Origin of the sequence: Sphingosinithalassobacter sp. CS137 (assembly GCF_014334115.1) — a bacterium.
Classification (GTDB): Bacteria; Pseudomonadota; Alphaproteobacteria; order Sphingomonadales; family Sphingomonadaceae; genus Sphingomonas.
Genome location: NZ_CP060494.1, coordinates 1,507,974 through 1,524,806, shown reverse-complemented (window position 1 = coordinate 1,524,806; position 16,833 = coordinate 1,507,974). Strand labels below are relative to the sequence as shown.

General features: G+C 68.1%; 15 protein-coding genes. 4 read left to right on the top strand and 11 right to left on the bottom strand.

All coding sequences use genetic code 11. The features are described from left to right. Positions 1-7 precede the first annotated feature (7 nt). From H7V21_RS07515 to H7V21_RS07500, 4 genes are all read right to left on the bottom strand, one after another. Entirely contained in the window at positions 8-337 is a 330-nt protein-coding gene (locus H7V21_RS07515) for an ArsR/SmtB family transcription factor (protein ID WP_188056202.1), read from the bottom strand. Between the two features lie 120 nt (positions 338-457). After that, complete coding sequence (locus H7V21_RS07510; protein WP_188056415.1) at positions 458-1,765, bottom strand: ATP-binding protein; 1,308 nt, start codon at positions 1,763-1,765, stop codon at positions 458-460. 214 nt (positions 1,766-1,979) lie between these two features. Next, positions 1,980-2,651 carry a response regulator transcription factor gene (locus H7V21_RS07505; RefSeq protein WP_188056201.1) on the bottom strand — a complete coding sequence of 224 codons (672 nt, stop codon included), beginning with the start codon at positions 2,649-2,651 and terminating at the stop codon, positions 1,980-1,982. 31 nt (positions 2,652-2,682) lie between these two features. Beyond that, positions 2,683-3,015 carry a hypothetical protein gene (locus H7V21_RS07500; RefSeq protein ID WP_262504057.1) on the bottom strand — a complete coding sequence of 111 codons (333 nt, stop codon included), beginning with the start codon at positions 3,013-3,015 and terminating at the stop codon, positions 2,683-2,685. 100 nt (positions 3,016-3,115) lie between these two features. On the opposite strand from H7V21_RS07500, the gene H7V21_RS07495 reads away from it, so the two are divergent. Together H7V21_RS07495 and H7V21_RS07490 are read left to right on the top strand one after the other, a co-directional pair. Next, positions 3,116-4,909, top strand: a complete 1,794-nt coding sequence (locus H7V21_RS07495; RefSeq protein WP_188056199.1) for an ABC-F family ATP-binding cassette domain-containing protein — start codon at positions 3,116-3,118, stop codon at positions 4,907-4,909. Between the two features lie 74 nt (positions 4,910-4,983). Beyond that, on the top strand, positions 4,984-5,340 hold the full coding sequence (locus H7V21_RS07490; RefSeq protein WP_188056198.1) for a YMGG-like glycine zipper-containing protein: 357 nt from the start codon (positions 4,984-4,986) through the stop codon (positions 5,338-5,340). A 39-nt stretch (positions 5,341-5,379) separates the two neighbouring features. On the opposite strand, the gene H7V21_RS07485 is transcribed toward H7V21_RS07490, so the two are convergent. The 6 genes from H7V21_RS07485 to H7V21_RS07460 all read right to left on the bottom strand — a co-directional run bounded on the left by H7V21_RS07485 (position 5,380) and on the right by H7V21_RS07460 (position 14,126). Continuing rightward, positions 5,380-6,393, bottom strand: a complete 1,014-nt coding sequence (locus H7V21_RS07485; RefSeq protein WP_188056197.1) for a sensor histidine kinase — start codon at positions 6,391-6,393, stop codon at positions 5,380-5,382. A 68-nt stretch (positions 6,394-6,461) separates the two neighbouring features. Continuing rightward, positions 6,462-7,277: an ATP-binding protein gene (locus H7V21_RS07480; protein ID WP_188056196.1), complete on the bottom strand. Its 816-nt coding sequence runs from the start codon at positions 7,275-7,277 to the stop codon at positions 6,462-6,464. A gap of 76 nt (positions 7,278-7,353) precedes the next feature. Continuing rightward, the gene (locus tag H7V21_RS07475) at positions 7,354-9,339 is read right to left on the bottom strand and encodes a tetratricopeptide repeat protein (protein WP_188056195.1); all 1,986 of its coding nucleotides are present in this window, start codon (positions 9,337-9,339) and stop codon (positions 7,354-7,356) included. Further along, on the bottom strand, positions 9,323-10,681 hold the full coding sequence (gene prsR, locus H7V21_RS07470) for a PEP-CTERM-box response regulator transcription factor (RefSeq protein WP_188056194.1): 1,359 nt from the start codon (positions 10,679-10,681) through the stop codon (positions 9,323-9,325). Before prsR ends, H7V21_RS07475 begins: the two co-directional genes overlap by 17 nt. After that, positions 10,678-12,738, bottom strand: a complete 2,061-nt coding sequence (gene prsK, locus H7V21_RS07465) for an XrtA/PEP-CTERM system histidine kinase PrsK (protein ID WP_188056193.1) — start codon at positions 12,736-12,738, stop codon at positions 10,678-10,680. Before prsK ends, prsR begins: the two co-directional genes overlap by 4 nt. Further along, a complete protein-coding gene (locus H7V21_RS07460; protein ID WP_188056192.1) occupies positions 12,738-14,126 on the bottom strand; it encodes a TIGR03013 family XrtA/PEP-CTERM system glycosyltransferase in 1,389 nt (462 codons plus the stop codon). The genes prsK and H7V21_RS07460 overlap by 1 nt, the downstream gene beginning before the upstream one ends. Before the next feature lie 160 nt (positions 14,127-14,286). Here H7V21_RS07460 and H7V21_RS07455 point away from each other — a divergent pair, with 160 nt between their 5' ends. Both H7V21_RS07455 and H7V21_RS07450 read left to right on the top strand, forming a co-directional pair. Next, entirely contained in the window at positions 14,287-15,348 is a 1,062-nt protein-coding gene (locus H7V21_RS07455) for a mannose-1-phosphate guanylyltransferase/mannose-6-phosphate isomerase (RefSeq protein WP_188056191.1), read from the top strand. Between the two features lie 25 nt (positions 15,349-15,373). Then, positions 15,374-16,129 (top strand): TSUP family transporter, encoded by a 756-nt coding sequence (locus tag H7V21_RS07450; protein WP_188056190.1) that lies wholly within the window; start codon positions 15,374-15,376, stop codon positions 16,127-16,129. On the opposite strand, the gene H7V21_RS07445 is transcribed toward H7V21_RS07450, so the two are convergent. After that, positions 16,120-16,731: a flavin reductase family protein gene (locus H7V21_RS07445; protein ID WP_262504076.1), complete on the bottom strand. Its 612-nt coding sequence runs from the start codon at positions 16,729-16,731 to the stop codon at positions 16,120-16,122. The genes H7V21_RS07450 and H7V21_RS07445 overlap by 10 nt on opposite strands. Between the last annotated feature and the right edge of the window lie 102 nt (positions 16,732-16,833).

Here is a 16,833-nt window from a genome sequence, read left to right as displayed (position 1 = left end):
TCCTCCCTCAACACCGGGCGAGCTCCGCCATCAGCGGCTCGCAAAGATCGGCGCGCCCTTCGCAGCAATCCCGGGCGAGAAAGACCATGAGCGCGCGAAGCGCATCGATCCGTGCGCGCTGGAGGAAATGCCGGCCGCGCTTCTCCGATTGGACCAGCCCCGCCTTCACCAGAATCGCGAGGTGCGTCGATAGGGTGCTCTGGCTGAGGCCGGTCACCTCAACCAATTGGCCGGTGGTCAGCCCCTCAGGCTCGTTGCGGACGAGCAGGCGAAACGACAGCAGCCGCGTGGGATGCGCGAGCGCTGCCAGCGCGGCGAGAGCGTCCTGATCCTTCATCGTATCGGGAATAGCCGATGGGATCGTTATGGGTCAAGACGTATCGGTATTTGCCGATGCATTGAGCGCGAGCTGGACTGGTGGCGCGGCCCTTGGGGTCCGGCGTGCCGCTCGACTCCTCTAGCTCGAAGCCGCCGGGAGCCTGAGCCGCACGAGCAGGCCGCCCAAATCCTCGCTTTCCTCAAGGCTGACGGTGCCGTCGTAGATTTCGGCGACGTCTCGAACGATGGCGAGGCCGAGGCCGGTGCCAGGCTTGCCGCTGTCGAGCCGCACGCCGCGATCGAAGATGCGCAGACGGTCGGCCTGCGGAATTCCGCTGCCGTCGTCCTCGACGAGGATTTCAACGAAACCTGCCTGTGCGCCGGCAGTGACGAAGACGCTGCCGCCGCCATATTTCGCGGCATTCTCGACGAGATTGCCGAGCATTTCGTCGAAATCCTGCCGCTCGATGTGGGCGACGAGATCCTTCTGCCCGTCGATGTCGATCCGAACGTTCGGATAGAGCCGCGAAACCGCACGCTCGACGGCTTCGATCGCGGGCCAGATCTCGGCGCGGCTATGGGCGCTGCCGCGGCGGCCTACCGCGCGGGCGCGGGCGAGATGATGATCGATCTGGCGGCGCATCGTCCGCGCCTCGCGGATCACCGCCTGGGCCAGATCGGGCTGCCCGGCGGCGGCGGCGTTCATGATGACGCTGAGCGGGGTCTTTAGCGCGTGGGCGAGGTTGCCGGCATGGCGGCGTGCCTCTTCGGCCTGGCGCTCGTTGTGCTCGACGAGCGCGTTCAGCTCCTCGACCATCGGCGCGACTTCGGAGGGCATCGGCGCATCGATCCGGCTCGATTCGCCGGCGCGCATCCGGGCGATCTCGACTCGCACCTTGCGCAGCGGCTGAAGCCCGACCCAGGTCTGCAGCCCCACCATGATGATGAGGCCAAAGCCGAGGATGAGGAAGCTGACCAGCAGCGTGCTGCGGAAATCGGCGATCTGCGCATCGAGCGAATTGCGATTCTGCGCGACCTGGAAGCGCCAGCGAACCTCCGATCCGGGGAGCGTCAGGTCCCGCTCGGCGATGCGCAGCTCCTCGTCGAACTGGACGCTGTCATAGATATGGACTTCCATATCGTCGTGCGCGCGTCCGGTGGACAGGCGGTAATCCCAGAGCGAGCGCGAGGGAAAGGTCTCGTAGCCGTCGCCGCTGATCTGCCAATAGGCGCCGGAGAAGGGCTCGAGGAACCGCTGGTCGGCCAGCTCGCGATTGAGCAGCACTTCGCCGCCCGGCCCCAGTTCGGCCGACGCGATCATCGACGAGAGCAGGAATTCGAGCTGTTCGTCGAAATTGCGCGTGACCGCCGAGGTGAGGACGCGATCGAGCGCGAAGCCGCCGCCCGCCAGCAGCACGATGATCCAGGCGCTGGCAACGACGATCATGCGCCGGCTGACCGAGCCGGTCACGCGGACATAGGCACGGGGCGGGGGCGCTTCGATATCGACACCGGGTGCGAGGCCGGGCTGTCGCCGCGGCCAGCGCGACGACAACCGGGCGCGTGCGCTGGCGAGCCGGCGCCGCAAACCGTTCGGTGCCGGAGGCGTACCGGCGTCCGCCATGATCAGCGCCGCCGGAGCAGAGGCGAGCGGAGCCCGGTCACGAAGCCGTTTCCGGCTCCTCCAGGCTGTAGCCGAGGCCGCGGATCGTGGTGATGGTGTCGGCGCCCAGTTTCTTGCGGATCCGCGTGACGAACACTTCGATCGTGTTCGAATCGCGGTCGAAGTCCTGATCGTAGATGTGTTCGATCAGTTCGGTGCGGCTCACCACCTTGCCCTTGTGGTGGAGCAGATAGCTGAGCAGCTTATATTCCTGGGCGGTGAGCTTCACCGGCTCGCCCGCCTTGGTGACCTTGCCCGAGCGCGTGTCGAGCCGGATATCGCCGGCGGTGAGCTCGGCCGAGGCATTGCCCGAGGCGCGGCGGATGAGCGCGCGCAGCCGCGCGATCAGTTCCTCGGTCTGGAAAGGCTTGGCGACATAATCGTCGGCACCGGCGTCGAGCCCGGCCACCTTGTCCGACCAGCTGTCGCGCGCGGTGAGCACCAGCACGGGCGTGGTCTTGCCTTCCTTGCGCCAGCGATCGAGCACCGTCAGCCCGTCGATTTCGGGCAGGCCGAGGTCGAGAATGACTGCGTCGTAGCTTTCGGTCGATCCGAGGAAATGGCCCTCCTCGCCGTCGGTGGCCAGATCGACCGCATAGCCGGCGCCCTCGAGCGCATTGCGCAGCTGCTGACCCAGAGTGGGTTCATCCTCTACGATCAATAGGCGCATGTCTGTTCCTCGTACTGCCGTGGCGGGGCGATCAATTGCCGGTCTGGCGGACGACACGGCCGCTGCGGCCGTCGACGTCCACCCAGATCACCGATCCATCGCGCAGGAATTTGAGCGTGTAAATGTTCGTTTCGGGATCATAGTCGAAGCCGAGATATTGCGCGCCACGCATCCGCGGCACGATCCGCCGTTCGATTTCCCGTGCGGGAAGGTTCTGGCCGCGTTCCTGGCGCACGGTGGCGCGCGCCTGCGAGGCGTCCTGCATGCCCTGCTGGGGGGCGATCCTGGCGCGAGCGGTGTCGATGCCGCCGATCCCGGCAACAGCCACCACGCACCAGACGCACATCTTCGCGACCATCGACATCGGCATGGCATAGGGTCGCTGCGTTGAACAGCCTGTGAATGGCCTGTTTTCCGCCGTCCAGCTTGCTCCGCGCGAGGCTTGCGCCTACCTCGCGCCGATCATGGCAGCACCCCTACTCGCATATGAAGGCCTGGGCCTGGTCCAGGGCGCCGGCTGGCTCTTCCGCGGCCTCGACATCTATATCGGCGCGCGCGACCGGCTGGCGCTGATCGGCCGCAACGGCGCGGGAAAGACGACGCTGCTCAAGCTGCTCGGCGGGCGGATCGAAGCCGACGAGGGGCGGCGGACGATCGTGCCCGGCACGAAGGTGGTGCTGCTCGAGCAGGATCCGAAGGTCGACGGGTGCGCGACATTGCTCGATTTCGTGCTGCGCGGCGACGACGCCCCGCCGCAATACGCGGCCGAGGCGATCGCCGACCAGCTGGGCATCGACCTGACGCGCGAGGCGGCGACTGCGAGCGGGGGCGAGCGGCGGCGCGCCGCGATCGCGCGTGCGCTGGCGCAGGAGCCCGACATATTGTTGCTCGACGAGCCGACCAATCACCTTGATCTCGCCGCGATCGAGTGGCTCGAGGACTGGCTCAAGCGCTTCTCGGGCGCGTTCGTGGTGATCAGCCACGACCGGACTTTTCTCACGCGGCTGACACGCTCGACGCTGTGGCTCGACCGCGGCTCGATCCGCCGCGCGGAGATCGGCTTCGGCGGGTTCGATGCGTGGACCGAGCAGGTCTATGCCGAGGAAGAGCGCAACGCGGCGCGGCTGGACGCCAAGCTGAAGCTGGAGGAGCATTGGCTCCAGCGCGGCGTAACCGGCCGCCGCCGCCGCAATCAGGGGCGGCTCGAGAAGCTCAAGGAGATGCGCGCGGCCCGCGCAGCAATGGTGGGGCCGGAGGGTGCCGCCAAGCTCGCTACCGGTGCGGATGATGTGCAGACGAAAGTGGTGATCGACGTCGAGAATGTCACCAAGCGATTCGGCGAAGGTGCCGAGGCGCGGACGATCCTTCGCGATTTCAGCTTCCGCATCACCCGCGGCGACCGGATCGGCATCGTCGGCGCGAATGGCGCGGGCAAGTCGACCCTGCTTAAGCTGCTCACCGGCGAGATCGAGCCCGACGAGGGCATCGTGCGACGCGCCAAGACGCTCGACGGGATCGTGATCGACCAGCAGCGCAGCCTCATGAAGCCCGACAAGACAGTGCGGGAAGTGCTGGCGGAGGGCGGCGACTGGATCGAGGTGCTGGGCGTGAAGAAGCACGTCCACGGCTATCTCAAGGAGTTCCTCTTCGACCCCGCCATTGCCGAGGCGAAGATCGGGACTCTGTCCGGCGGCGAACGTTCGCGGCTGCTTCTGGCGCGCGAATTCGCGCGGCGGAGCAATCTGCTGGTGCTCGACGAGCCGACCAACGACCTCGACCTCGAGACGCTGGACCTGCTCCAGGAAGTGATCGCCGACTATGAGGGGACGGTGCTGATCGTCAGCCACGATCGCGACTTCCTCGACCGGACAGTGACGGTGACGCTGGGCCTCGACGGATCGGGTGACGTCGACGCGATCGTCGGCGGCTATGCCGATTGGGAGGCCAAGCGGCGGCCGCGCGCAGAGAAAAAGGCAGTGGCGAAGCCAACGGACCGCGCGCCCGAGCCGCCGAAGCCAAAGGCTGCCAAACTCAGCTACAAGGACCAGCGCGATTTCGATCGCCTGCCGGGCCGGATCGAGGAGCTGGATGCGGCGATCGCGCGCGACGAGGCGGCGCTTGCCGATCCCGATCTCTACACCCGCGATCCAGCGAAATTCGCGAGCCTTGGCAAGGCGATCGCCGCGGCGCGCGAGGAGAAGGAGGCGGCGGAGCTGCGTTGGCTCGAACTCGCCGAAGCTGTCGAAGCGCTCGGCTGACCAATTTCGCGATGGAAACAGAATCGCGCCTCAGCGGTTGAGGGAGGGCAATTCACCACCGTTGGAGGTTCCCCATGCGTAAGTCTCTCGTTGCCGCGGCCGCGCTCTCGGCCATGTCGCTCCCGCTCGCGGGCTGCGCCGACAATGGCGTGTTCGGGCCCCAGGGCGCGCTCGGCAGCGGCGGCCGCGTCTACAATCCCGGCCCCGACCAGATTTCCGACGACACCGTCATCTATCGGGACGCGCAGGGCAATTATTACTGCCGTCGCGAGAATGGCACGACCGGCACGCTGGTCGGTGCGGGTGCCGGCGCGCTGCTCGGCAATCTGATCGCGCCGGGCGGTTCCAAGACGGTCGGCGCGCTGATCGGCGGTGCCGCCGGTGCGGCGGCGGGCCGGGCGATCGATCGCACCGATCTCGCCTGCCAGTAAGCGGATGCGAAGCGGCGGGTGCGACACGCACCTGCCGCTTCAAGGCTCCAGTTCGAGCCTGAACGTCGTTCCCGACGGGCCGGTGTCGCGCGAAAGCGTGCCGCCGGCCTGCCGCGCGAACGCGTCGATCAGCCGCTGACCGAGGCCGCTCTGCCGGTCGGCGACCGGCGTATCTTCGTTCATGCCGATCCCGTTATCGCGCACGGTGAGCAGATAGCCTCCATCGTGCCGTCGGAATTCGACTCGAATCTCGCCCGCCTCGCGTCCGGCGAAGGCGTGCTTGACTGCGTTCGTCACGAGTTCGTTCACCACCAGCCCGATCGATACGGCGCGATCGCGGGCGATCTGCGCATGATCGGAGTCGCACAGCAGCGTGATGCTGGTGCGCAAAAACAGCGAGTCCGAAAGTGCCGCGCAGAGTTCGCGCAGATAGGCGGCGATGTCCACTTCGCCCACCGTGCTGCCGCCGCGATAGAGGTGGCGGTGCGCCCGCGCGATGCTCTCGACGCGGGAAAGCGCATCGCCGAGCGCTTCCACCGTTGCGGCTTCGGCAGCGCGGCGGCGCTGCAGGTCGAGCAGGCTCGCGACCAGGGCGAAATTGTTCTTCACCCGATGATCGAACTCCTGGAGGAACAGGTCGCGCTCGGCGACTTCGCGGTCGCGCTCGGCCGAAGCGCGGCGCACCGCGCGGCGAAACAGCTCCGCCACGGCGACGACCAAGCCATAGGCGCATGCGTTGACGAGCAGCCGCGCCCAGTCCGCCGGCTCGGCGAAGGCGAAGGATCCGAACTCCGGCAGGATGAAGAACCAGGAGTAGAAAAGCACGATGATCGCGGTCAGCACACCGGCGGTCGATCGGCCGAACAAGGTGGCGATCAGCACCGCGGGATAGCCGAGCGCGAACGGCCCCGCCGAAGTGGCGACCACATCCACCAGCGCCCGCACCATCGTCGTGGCGCCGGAGCACAGAAGGGCGAAGCCGATCTGTGTAATCAGGCGCGGCACTGCAGGTGCGAGCCGGTCAGGAAGGTCTAGCTCGCCAATTCGTGCCATCGCCGGAACGACAGAACAGACCCCGCCGAAAGTCAAGCACGTCGCGGGAGCAATCTGATCTGGATCAGTCAGTTTTCCAACGACTTGCCCGCGCGGCCGGCAAGCTCGACCACATAGTGCCACGCCACCCGGCCCGAGCGACTGCCGCGTCGAGTGGCCCAGCCGATCGCGTCGGTCGGGTCGAAGGCGAGTCCATGCGCATCGGCATAGCCACGGACGATCTCGAGATAGGTTTCCTGATCGATCGCATGGAAGCCCAGGCTGAGCCCGAAACGATCCGCAAGCGCGAGATTGTCGTCGATGCTGTCGCGTGGATTGATCGCGCTTTCCTGCTCGGCGAGATCGCGCGGCACCAGATGACGTCGATTGGACGTGACCAGAAGGCGCACATTGGCGGGGCGCGCCTCGGCGCCGCCCTCGAGCAGCGAGCGCAGCGCGCGCCCATCGGCGGCGGCATCGAAGCCCAGATCGTCGACGAACACGGCGAACCGGCGCGGCACGGGTGCGAGCAGTGCGAACAGCGCCGGCAGCGTGTCGAGGCCGCCGGTGACGGCCTCGACCAAGGCAAGCGCGCCACCTTTGGCCTGAACCGCGGCCACGCCGCTTTTCACGAGCGCGGACTTGCCCGTGCCCCGGGCGCCCCAGAGCAACACATCCTGTGCTGCGTGGCCCTCCGCAAGCCGCGCGAGATTGGCGACGAGTGCCTCGCGCTGCGCATCGATCCCGCGCAAATGATCGAGCGGAAGCGGATCGAACTCCCGCGCTGCCACCAGCGTTTCCCCGCGCCACACATAGGCCCGGTGGGCGAGCGGATCGGCCGCCGCCGGCGGTGGAGGCGCGATTCGATCGAGCGCGTCGGCGATGCGGGCGAGCGGGTCGGTCATTCCGGAGGCTATAGGCGAGGAGCCGGTGCTCCCCAAGCGCACATGCGATCGCCCCGTCCGGCGATGGAGCGGACGATCAGGCGGCGCCGCGCTCTGCCCGCACGCGCGCCAGATGCTCGCGGATTCCCGGGTGGCCCGGCGCGAGCTTGGCTGCCTTCACCAACAGTTCCTCGGCGCCTTCCAGATCGCCCTCGCGATAGAGCACCCAGCCATAGGCGTGGGCGGCGGCGGGATTCGACGGCGCGATCGAATAGGCGCTTTCCGCCGCCTCGCGGGCCGCTTCCAGTTCGTTCGCCCCGGCATAGGCCATCGCCAGTTCGGCGCCGAGCGCCGCGTCACGCTCGCCGACGCTCGCGCGGAGCAACTCCAGCGTGTCGATCGCCGCCTGATATTCCTGCGCAGCGATCTGCCAATGGCCGGTGAGGCGGAGCGCGGCGAGGTTGCCGGGGTTCTGCGACAGGAACAGCGCGACGGCACGCGCAGCCGCGCGCCGGTCGCCCGCAGCCTCTTCGGCCTCCACCAGTCGAAGCATCGTGGGTTCGTCGAAGCGGATCGCCGCGGCGCGCTCGAACGCCTGCGCCGCCTCCCGGGGGCGCTCGAGCAGCATCAGCATGTCTCCGACAAGAATGTGCGCGCCCGGCACGCCGCGATTGTCGCGGGCCATCTCGCGGGCACGGTCCAGCGCCTGCCCGGGTTTGCCGGCATCGATCAGCGCGCGCATCAGCGGAATGACGGCGGCGGGGTCTCCGGGGTTGGCGCTGGCGGGCGCGGCAAGCACGGCGATGCTGTCGTCGGCGCTGAACGAGGTCGACCCGAGCCGTGCCGGATAGGCGGCGCGGTCGAGGAACAGCGCGGCGTTCTCGCGGTCGCCGATGCGCTCCAGCCCCCGCGCGACGAGCGTCAGCGCATAGCTGTCCGCGTCGCCGCGCAGCACCACCGGGGCCAGGACGTCGAGCGCGTCGCGCGCGGCATCGGTGCGCAGCAGCCCAACCGCGAGCAGCTTGCGCGCGGTAATATTCATCGGCTGCATCGCGACGAGCTGGCGCAGCGCCTCGATCGCCTGGCGATCGGCGCCCGCTTCGAGCTGGAGCGCCCCGTTGAGGAGCACCGCGCCGGGCAGATTCGCGAGTGCGCCGCCGGTGCGCGCCAGCAGCCTGCGGGCGAGGTCCGGATCGCCTGCGCGCGCGGCGAGCACGGCCTGGAGATAATGGGCCTGCGGGCTGCCGGGTCGCGCCTGAAGCGCGCGCCGCGTGGCGGCGAGCATGTCGACGGTGCGGCCCGCATCGCCCAGCGTGGCGGCATATTCGATCAGCGCGTCATGGTGCCAGGGATCGCGCTTCAGCGCCGCTTCGAACCAGGGAAGCGCCGCGACAAGACCATATTGGCTGCGCACCAGCTCGCCGCGCAGCACCAGCGCGTCGGTGTTGCCCGGATCGAGCGCCACTGCACGCTCGCTCGCCTCGATCGCGCCGAGCAGGTCACCGGCGGTGGCGCGGAAACGCCCGATATCGGCAACGATTGCGGCGTCCCGCGGCGCCAGCCGCAGCGCCTCGCGCAGTGCCTCGCGCGCCGCTCCGAACTCGCCCTGGCTAGTGAGGATGCGCGCCCGGACCCGCAGACCGTAGAGCCGGTCATCGGCATGAGTCTGTTCCACCGTCTGAAGCGCGCGATCGAGATCCCCCTGCAACAGCAGCGCGTGCGCCATGAGATGGGGAATGCGCTTGGGATCATAGCCGGTGGCGACGGCGCGATTGAGCTCGCCCTCGGCGCCGATGCCGTCGTCGTGCTCCAGCATCGTTCGCGCGAGCATCGCGTGCGCGGCGCCCCAGCGCGGATCGTTGCGCACCGCCTCCAGCGCCTGCGATCGCGCAGCGGTGGAATTATGATCGCGCAGGAACTGCTGGCTCTTCGCCAACGCCGCCCGCGCGGCGGCGGGATCGCTGCGCGCCGGCGTCAGCGTCCAGAACAGATAGAGGGCAAGCGCACAGACGGCGAGGCCCGCGCCGATCACGGCAAAGCGACGGAGGGGCAGGCGGCGGCGCCGCTTACGGCTGGAGGTCATAGGCCTTCATCAGATCGTAGAGCGTGGGACGGCTGATGCCGAGCAGCCGCGCGGTGCCGGAGATATTGCCCTCGGCGCGCGCCAGCGCGTGGCGGATCGCCTTGCGGTCGGCGATTTCCCGCGCAGCCTTCAGGTTGATCGGCTGCGCCTCGGCATCCGCGGATTCGAGATCGAGATCGGCGGCGGTGACGTGCTTGCCGTCGGCCATGATGACCGCGCGCTTGATGCGATTCTCCAGCTCGCGGACGTTGCCGGGCCAGTTCCACGCGTCGATCGCGGCCAGCGCGTCGGGCGCGAACTGGCGAACGCCGGTGTTCATCGCCTCGGCATGTTTGCGCAGGAAATGGCGCGCCAGCAGCCCGGCGTCGCCCGGCCGCTCCGCCAGGCTGGGGATGCGCACCACGATTTCGGCGAGGCGATAATAAAGATCCTCGCGGAAGCGGCCGTCGGCGACCATCGCGTCCACGTCCTGATGCGTGGCGCAGACGATGCGCGTGTCGACCGGGATCGGCTTGCGCCCGCCGATCCGCTCGATCACGCGTTCCTGCAGGAAACGCAGCAGCTTGACCTGGAGCGGCAACGGAATGTCGCCCACTTCGTCGAGGAAGAGCGTGCCGCCGTTCGCCTGCTCGATCTTGCCTTCGGTGGTCTTCACCGCGCCGGTGAAGGCGCCCTTTTCATGGCCGAACAGCTCGCTTTCGAGCAGCGTTTCGGGAATCGCGGCGCAGTTGATCGCGACGAATGCGCCTTTTCTGCGGGGGCTCGCCTGGTGGAGACCGCGCGCGAGCAATTCCTTGCCGGTGCCGCTGGCGCCGAGCAGCATCACCGACACGTCGGCGCCGGCGACGCGTTCGATGGTACGCGTGACCTTCAGCATTTCCGGGCTGCCGGTGATCATGCCGCCCAGCACCGCGCCGGCCTCCACTTTCTCGGAGAGGCGTCGGTTCTCGGCTTCCAGCGCGTGAACGTGAACGGCACGCGCGACGATCAGGCCCAGCGCGTCGATATCGATCGGCTTCTGGTAGAAATCCCAGGCGCCCAGCGCGATCGCCTTCAGCATGCTTTCGTGCGCGCCATGGCCGGAAGCGACGATCACCTTGGTGTCCGGCTTGAGGCTGAGGATCGTCTCGAGCGTCGCAAAGCCTTCCGAGGTGCCGTCGGGATCGGGCGGCAGGCCCAGATCGAGCGTGACGACTGGCGGCTCTTCGGCACGCAGTTGGGCGATCGCGCTCTCGCGGTCGCCTGCGACCAGCACCTCATAACCGTCATAGGCCCAGCGCAGCTGGCGCTGGAGGCCGGCGTCGTCCTCGACGATCAGCAGCTTGGGACGAGGATCGGTCATGCCGCTTCTCCCATTCCCACATCGGCGGCGTGCGCTGCCTTCAGCGTCACCCGAAAGCGGCTACCGCTGCCTTCGCGCGACGTGACCGCGATGCTGCCGCCCATTGCCTGCGCGAGCTGGAGCGCCTCGAACGCGCCGATGCCGAAGCCGCCTTCCTTCGAGGAGACGAAGGGCTTGAACAGCCGGTCGCGCACGAAGCCGGGCGACATGCCGCAGCCACGGTCGATCACGTCGATCGTGACGCGGAGCCCATCGGCGCCGACATCGAGCGTCACCGGCTCGTGCGGCGGGCTGGCATCGACTGCGTTCTGGATCAGATGGCCGAGCAGCTGCTCGAGCCGCGCGGGGTCCGCGTGGGCGACGGCGGCGCGCGTGCCGGTGGCCGCGATCGGATGCTGCTTGGCGCGCGCCGCAGCAAGGCGCTCGACCAGCGGCATGACCTCGACCGCATGGGGTGCTTCGGCGCGGCTGCGATGGTGCTGCGAAAGGCGGGCGAGCAGTGCGTTCATGCGTTCGACCGATTCCTTCAGCGTCACGACCATGTCGGCGCGGAACTGCGGGTTGTCGGCGTGGCGCTCGGCGTTGCGGGCGACGAGGGTCAGCTGGCTCACGAGATTCTTGATGTCATGAAGGATGAAGGCGAAGCGGCGGTTGAATTCATCGAACCGCTGCGCCTCGGCGAGCGCTTCCTGTGCGCGCGCTTCGGCGAGATAGCTGGCGACCTGACGGCCGGCGACCTTGAGCAGGTCGAAATCCTCCCAATCGAGCGCGCGCGGCAGCGGCGGCCGCGCGAGCAGGATCGCACCGGCGAGCTGCCCCAGATGCGGCAGCGGCACCAGCACCCAGGCCTTCTGAAGATCGAGCATCCATTGCGGCACGGCGGCGAGATCGGCGCCTTCGGCAGCGTTCTGGCGCAGCGCGTCGAGTTCGATGATCCGCCCGGTGCGGGCGAGATGGCGGGCAAGTGCCGCATCGCTGGCGGCCGGCAGCATGTCGCGTCCCCAATTCCAGGCAGCGCCCGGGCCGAGGCCGCTGCCGTCCGGGACAAGCAGCAGCCCGGCCGGCGAATCGGTCAGATCGGCGATCGCCTTCACGATTCGCTCGTCCAGCGGAGCCGCGCCTTCCGGCTGGCCCAGCGTTTCGGTGAAGCGGATCCATTCGGCGCGATAATCATAGCGGTGGCGGAAGAAATGCTTGGCCAGCTTCACTTTCGCCCAGGCGCGCAGCCATGGCGAGGAGACGAGCGTCAGCACCGCGGCGGTCGAGCCGAAGACGAATGCCGTCTGGAGCACGCGGGCGTTCTCGCCGCCCACCGTCGCCAGCGCACTGGTGGCGAGCGCGAGCAGGGCGACATAGGCGGCGATGCCCACGAGCGAGAGCGATTGATAGGCGACCGTGCGCGATACCTGCATCGACCAGTCGCCCTTGTGGTGCAGCCCCGCGCCGATGCCGGCGGCGACCAGCACCATGGCAACGCCGCGCAGCACGAACAGCTCGGGCGCGAGCTCGCCGGTCAGATAGCCGACGGTGAAGATGTTGAGATCGGTGAGCCAAAGCCCGCCGAGCGCGAGGACGATCCAACGGAGCCCTGCGCCTGCGCCGGGCGCGACTGCGGTGTGCAGCGCCTGCACGAGCAGCAGCGCCGCGACCGTGACGAGCATCTGAAGCAGCAACGCGGCGTCGGCGAAATCGGCGGCGCGATCCGCCGGAGCAGCGCTGCCGAGCATCTGCAGCCCCGCCGAACCGAGCGCCACCAGCCCCACGACTCCATAGACGGTGGCGAGCGCGAAGGGCGGGCGGATGCTGCCGTCGCGCCGATGCAGAACGACCATGAAGCCGAACCAGGCGAGGTTGCGCAGCAGCTCGGCGAGCACCGTCACCAGATCGTCGGCGCCGATGCCGGCGACGGCGAGCGCCCAGAGCGCAGTCGCGGTCAGCGCGACGGTGAGCGGCAGCCGCGGCACCTGTTCCTCGCGGCTGCGGAACGCCCAGAGCGCAACGGCGCCGAAGAGAAGCGCCGCCAGTGCGTGGGTCCACAGGATGAGCGCTCCTGCCATCAGCGGGCACCGTCGGGGAACAGCACGACGCGCAGCGTCTGGAGCAGGATCAGCAGGTCGAGGAAAGGCGAGTAGTTCTTCGCGTAGAAGAGGTCATATTCAAGCTTCTGGCGCGCATCCTCGATCGAAGCGCCATAGGGATAGTTGATCTGCGCCCAGCCGGTGATGCCCGGCTTCACCATGTGGCGCTCGGCGTAATAGGGCAGCTTCTGTTCGAGATCGTCGACGAACTGCGGCCTTTCCGGGCGCGGACCGACGAAGCTCATCTCGCCCTTGAGCACGCTCCAGCACTGCGGCAGCTCGTCGATGCGCAGCTTGCGGATGACCCGGCCGATTCGCGTGATGCGCGGATCGTCCTTTTCGGCCCAGACGGCGGTACCCGCCACTTCGGCATCGACTCGCATCGAGCGCAGCTTGATGATGTCGAAGCCCTCGCCATAAAGGCCGACGCGCCGCTGGCGGTAGAAGGCAGGGCCCTTGCTGTCGATCCGGATGAGCAGCGCTGTCAGCAGGATGAGCGGCAGGGTCAGTGCGAGCAGCACGAGGCTGGCAGCGATGTCGAACATGCGCTTGAACACGCCCGAGAGCATCCGCCCCGAGGAGAATCCGTCCGAGAAGATCAGCCAGCTGGGATTGACGCTGTCGAGATCGACCCGACCGGTCTCGCGCTCGAGGAAGGTCGAGGTGTCATTGACGTGGACGCCGGTGGTCTTGATCCGCAGCAGATCCTTCAGCGGCAGCGCGTTGCGACGCTCCTCGAGCGCTAGCACCACTTCGCTCGCGTTGAGCAGCACGACATGATCAGCCAGATTGTAGATGGCGTCGCGCGCGATCGCTTCGGGAATCACGCGATTGACGTCGCTCATCGCGACATAGCCGACGATGACGAAGCCGGAGCCGGGCGTCTTCGACAGAGCCTTGAGCCGCGCCGCGCGCGGCCCCGCGCCGAGCACGACCACGCGCCGCTTGAATGCCTGGCTGCCCAGCGTCGAGCCGAGCAGGATGCGCAGCAGGATGAGCAGCACGATCGCGAAGCCCATCGCGAAGAGCAGGTTCGAACGCCAGAAGGTGAGCGCCGGGACGAGAAAGAAGATGACGCTCAGGAAGATCACGCCCAGCGACACCGCGACGATCAGCCGGGCGGTGGCGTAGCGCAGCGATTGCAGCGCATCGGGCCCATAGACGCCGACCGCGATCATCGCGAGTTCGAGCGATGCGGCAAAGCTCGCGAGCTGGGGAAGGCGCGTGTAGACCGGCTGGGTGAGCATGCCGATCTGCTGGGCGCGGACGATCCAGCCCAGCTCGGCCGCAACGACGAGCAGCACGATGTCCAGCAGGCCGAGCAGCAGCACGGCATTGGGAACATAGTGTTTGAAAAGGCGGATCACTGCGGCCGCTCGCCCTTGGGTCCAAGTGTAAACGATACCGACACTGGCAGTCGGTGTCGCCGAAATTGACGAAGAAATGCTGAACGTGCCGGGAAAGCGCGCGCGAAGCGGTTTGACCGCCGTCGGTCAGACTCTAAAGGGGCGGCAAGGAGAAGCCGCGATGTCGACCGTCAAGCCGATCGTTCCAGTCATCCTGTCCGGCGGCTCCGGAACCCGCCTGTGGCCGCTGTCGCGCCCTGAAAAGCCGAAGCAGCTGCTGCCGCTCACCGCCGAGGAGACGATGCTCCAGCTCACCGCACGGCGAGCGGACGGCGCTGCGTTCGCGAAGCCCATCGTCGTCGCGAACGCAGCGCATGCGGATCTGGTCGAGGACCAGCTGCGCGCCGCGGGGGCGGAAGCGCAGGCGCTGATCCTCGAGCCGATGGGGCGCAACACCGCGCCTGCGATCGGGCTGGCTGCGATCGCAGCGGGTGCTGGGCCGGATCCGCTGCTGGTGATGCCTTCCGATCATGTTATCGGCGACGTCGCGGCGTTTCATGCCGCAGTGCAGGCGGCGCTGCCGCTCGTCGCCGAAGGTTGGCTGGTCACGTTCGGCATCGCGCCGGACGCGCCGGAGACCGGCTATGGCTGGATCAAGATCGGGAAGGCGATCGGCACAGGCGTGCACGAAGTCGAGCGGTTCGTCGAAAAGCCGCCGCGCGAAGCGGCCGAGGCGATGCTTGACTCGGGCGATCATGCCTGGAACGGCGGCATCTTTCTGTTCCGTGCCGATATTTTCCTCGGTGCGCTGGCGGCGCATGCTCCCGAGATGCTGGTCGCCACGCAGCGGTCGATGGAAAAGGCGCGGCGCGAGGGCGCGCGCATCTGGCCCGACGCGGAGGAATTCGCCGCCTCGCCCGCCGATTCGATCGACTATGCCGTCATGGAAAAAGCGCCGCGGGTGGCCGTCGTGCCCGTCTCGATGGACTGGAGCGACGTCGGCAGCTGGGATGCGCTGCATGCGATCAGCGCATGCGACGAGGGCGGCAACGTCTGCCGGGGGGAGGGCATCCTGGCGATCGATGCGCAGAACTGCCTGATCCGGGCGGAGGGCGGCAAGCGCGTGGCGCTGGTCGGCGTCTCCGACCTGATCGTCGTGGCGAGCGGCGACGACGTTTTGGTGTTGCCGCGCGGGCGCAGCCAGGACGTGAAGAAGATCATCGAAGCGATGAAGAAGGGCTGACGGGCGGCTCGCCCGGCGTGGCCCGATGGATTTCGCGGATCTGATCCTTGCCGTCGCGGCCGGTCTGGCGGGGGGCGCGATGAACGCGCTGGCGGGCGGCGGCACCTTTGCCACGCTGCCCGCGCTGCTCGCGCTCGGCTTGCCGGCGAACATCGCCAACGCGACGTCGAACTTCGCGCTGTTGCCTGGTGCGGCGGCGAGCGCCTGGACGTTTCGCGACGAGCTCTCGCCGATCGCCAGAGTTGCGATCCCGTTGCTTGCGGCGATCACCTTCGCGGGTGGACTGGTCGGCAGCCTGCTGCTGGTGCTGACTCCTACCGAAACGTTCGACGTCCTCATCCCGTGGCTGACGCTCTATGCCTTCGTGGTGCTCGCCTTCGGGCGGCGCGCGGCGGCATGGCTTCATGCGCGCGTCACGATCGGGCGGCGTACACTGATGGCGGCGCAGTCGCTGCTCGGCATCTATGGCGGCTATTTCGGCGGCGGCGTAGGGCTGATGACGACTGCGACCTACGGCCTGCTCGCCAACGTCAGTCCGCGCGACATGTTCGCCGCGCGCACGCTGATGCTGGCGGTCGCGAACTTCGCGGCGGCGATCGTGTTCGTCGCCTTTGCGATGGTAGCGTGGGACCGCTGCCTGCCGGTGCTGGCGGGGGCGCTCGCCGGCGGCTGGCTGGCGGCGCGGCTCGGCAAGGGGCTTTCGCCCGCGCTCGTGCGGGGCGGCACGCTGGCGATCACGGCCGCGACGACGATCGTCTTCTTCGTGCGCGCCTATGGCTGAGGGCGCCGCATCGCGAATTTCTCGCCCGGCTCGAAATAGTCCGCCGGGCCGCCGCCGCGCAGGATCGGGCGCGCGCGCTCGGTGACGTAAACGCCGCCTTCCAGCATCGCCGGGTCGATGTGCACGCCGATGACTTCGCCCAGGATCATCCAGGCGTCGATCTCGGCCCCTATGTGGTCGGTCAGCCGGATCAACTGGGTGAGCCGGCATTCGAACTGCACCGGACTGCCTCCGACGCGCGGTGGAGCGACCAGCCGGCTGGGCAGGGGATCGATCGCGGCGCGCTCGAACTCGTCGACATCCTCGCCGGTGGAGGTCGCATTCATCGCATCGGCCTGAGCGCGGGTGGCGAGATTCCACACGAATTCGCGCGTCTCCGCGATATTGGCGACGCTGCCTTTCCAGCCGACCGAGGAAAAGCCGATGATCGGCGGGCGATAGTTGAACAGGTTGAAGAAGCTGTACGGCGCCAGGTTGCGCTTGCCCGCCGCCGACAGGCTGCTGATCCAGCCGATCGGCCGCGGCGCGACGATGGCGTTCATCGGATCGTGCGCCAGCCCATGGCCGGCAGTGGGTTCGTAGAAATGGAATGCGGTCACAATAGCCCCTGATCGTTGCGGCCCATGGAGGAGAGAAACGCGCGACGGCAGCCCTGTTCCCCGGCCGCATCTGTCCCTAGACTATCGCTGTGCCGATGCGAGGAG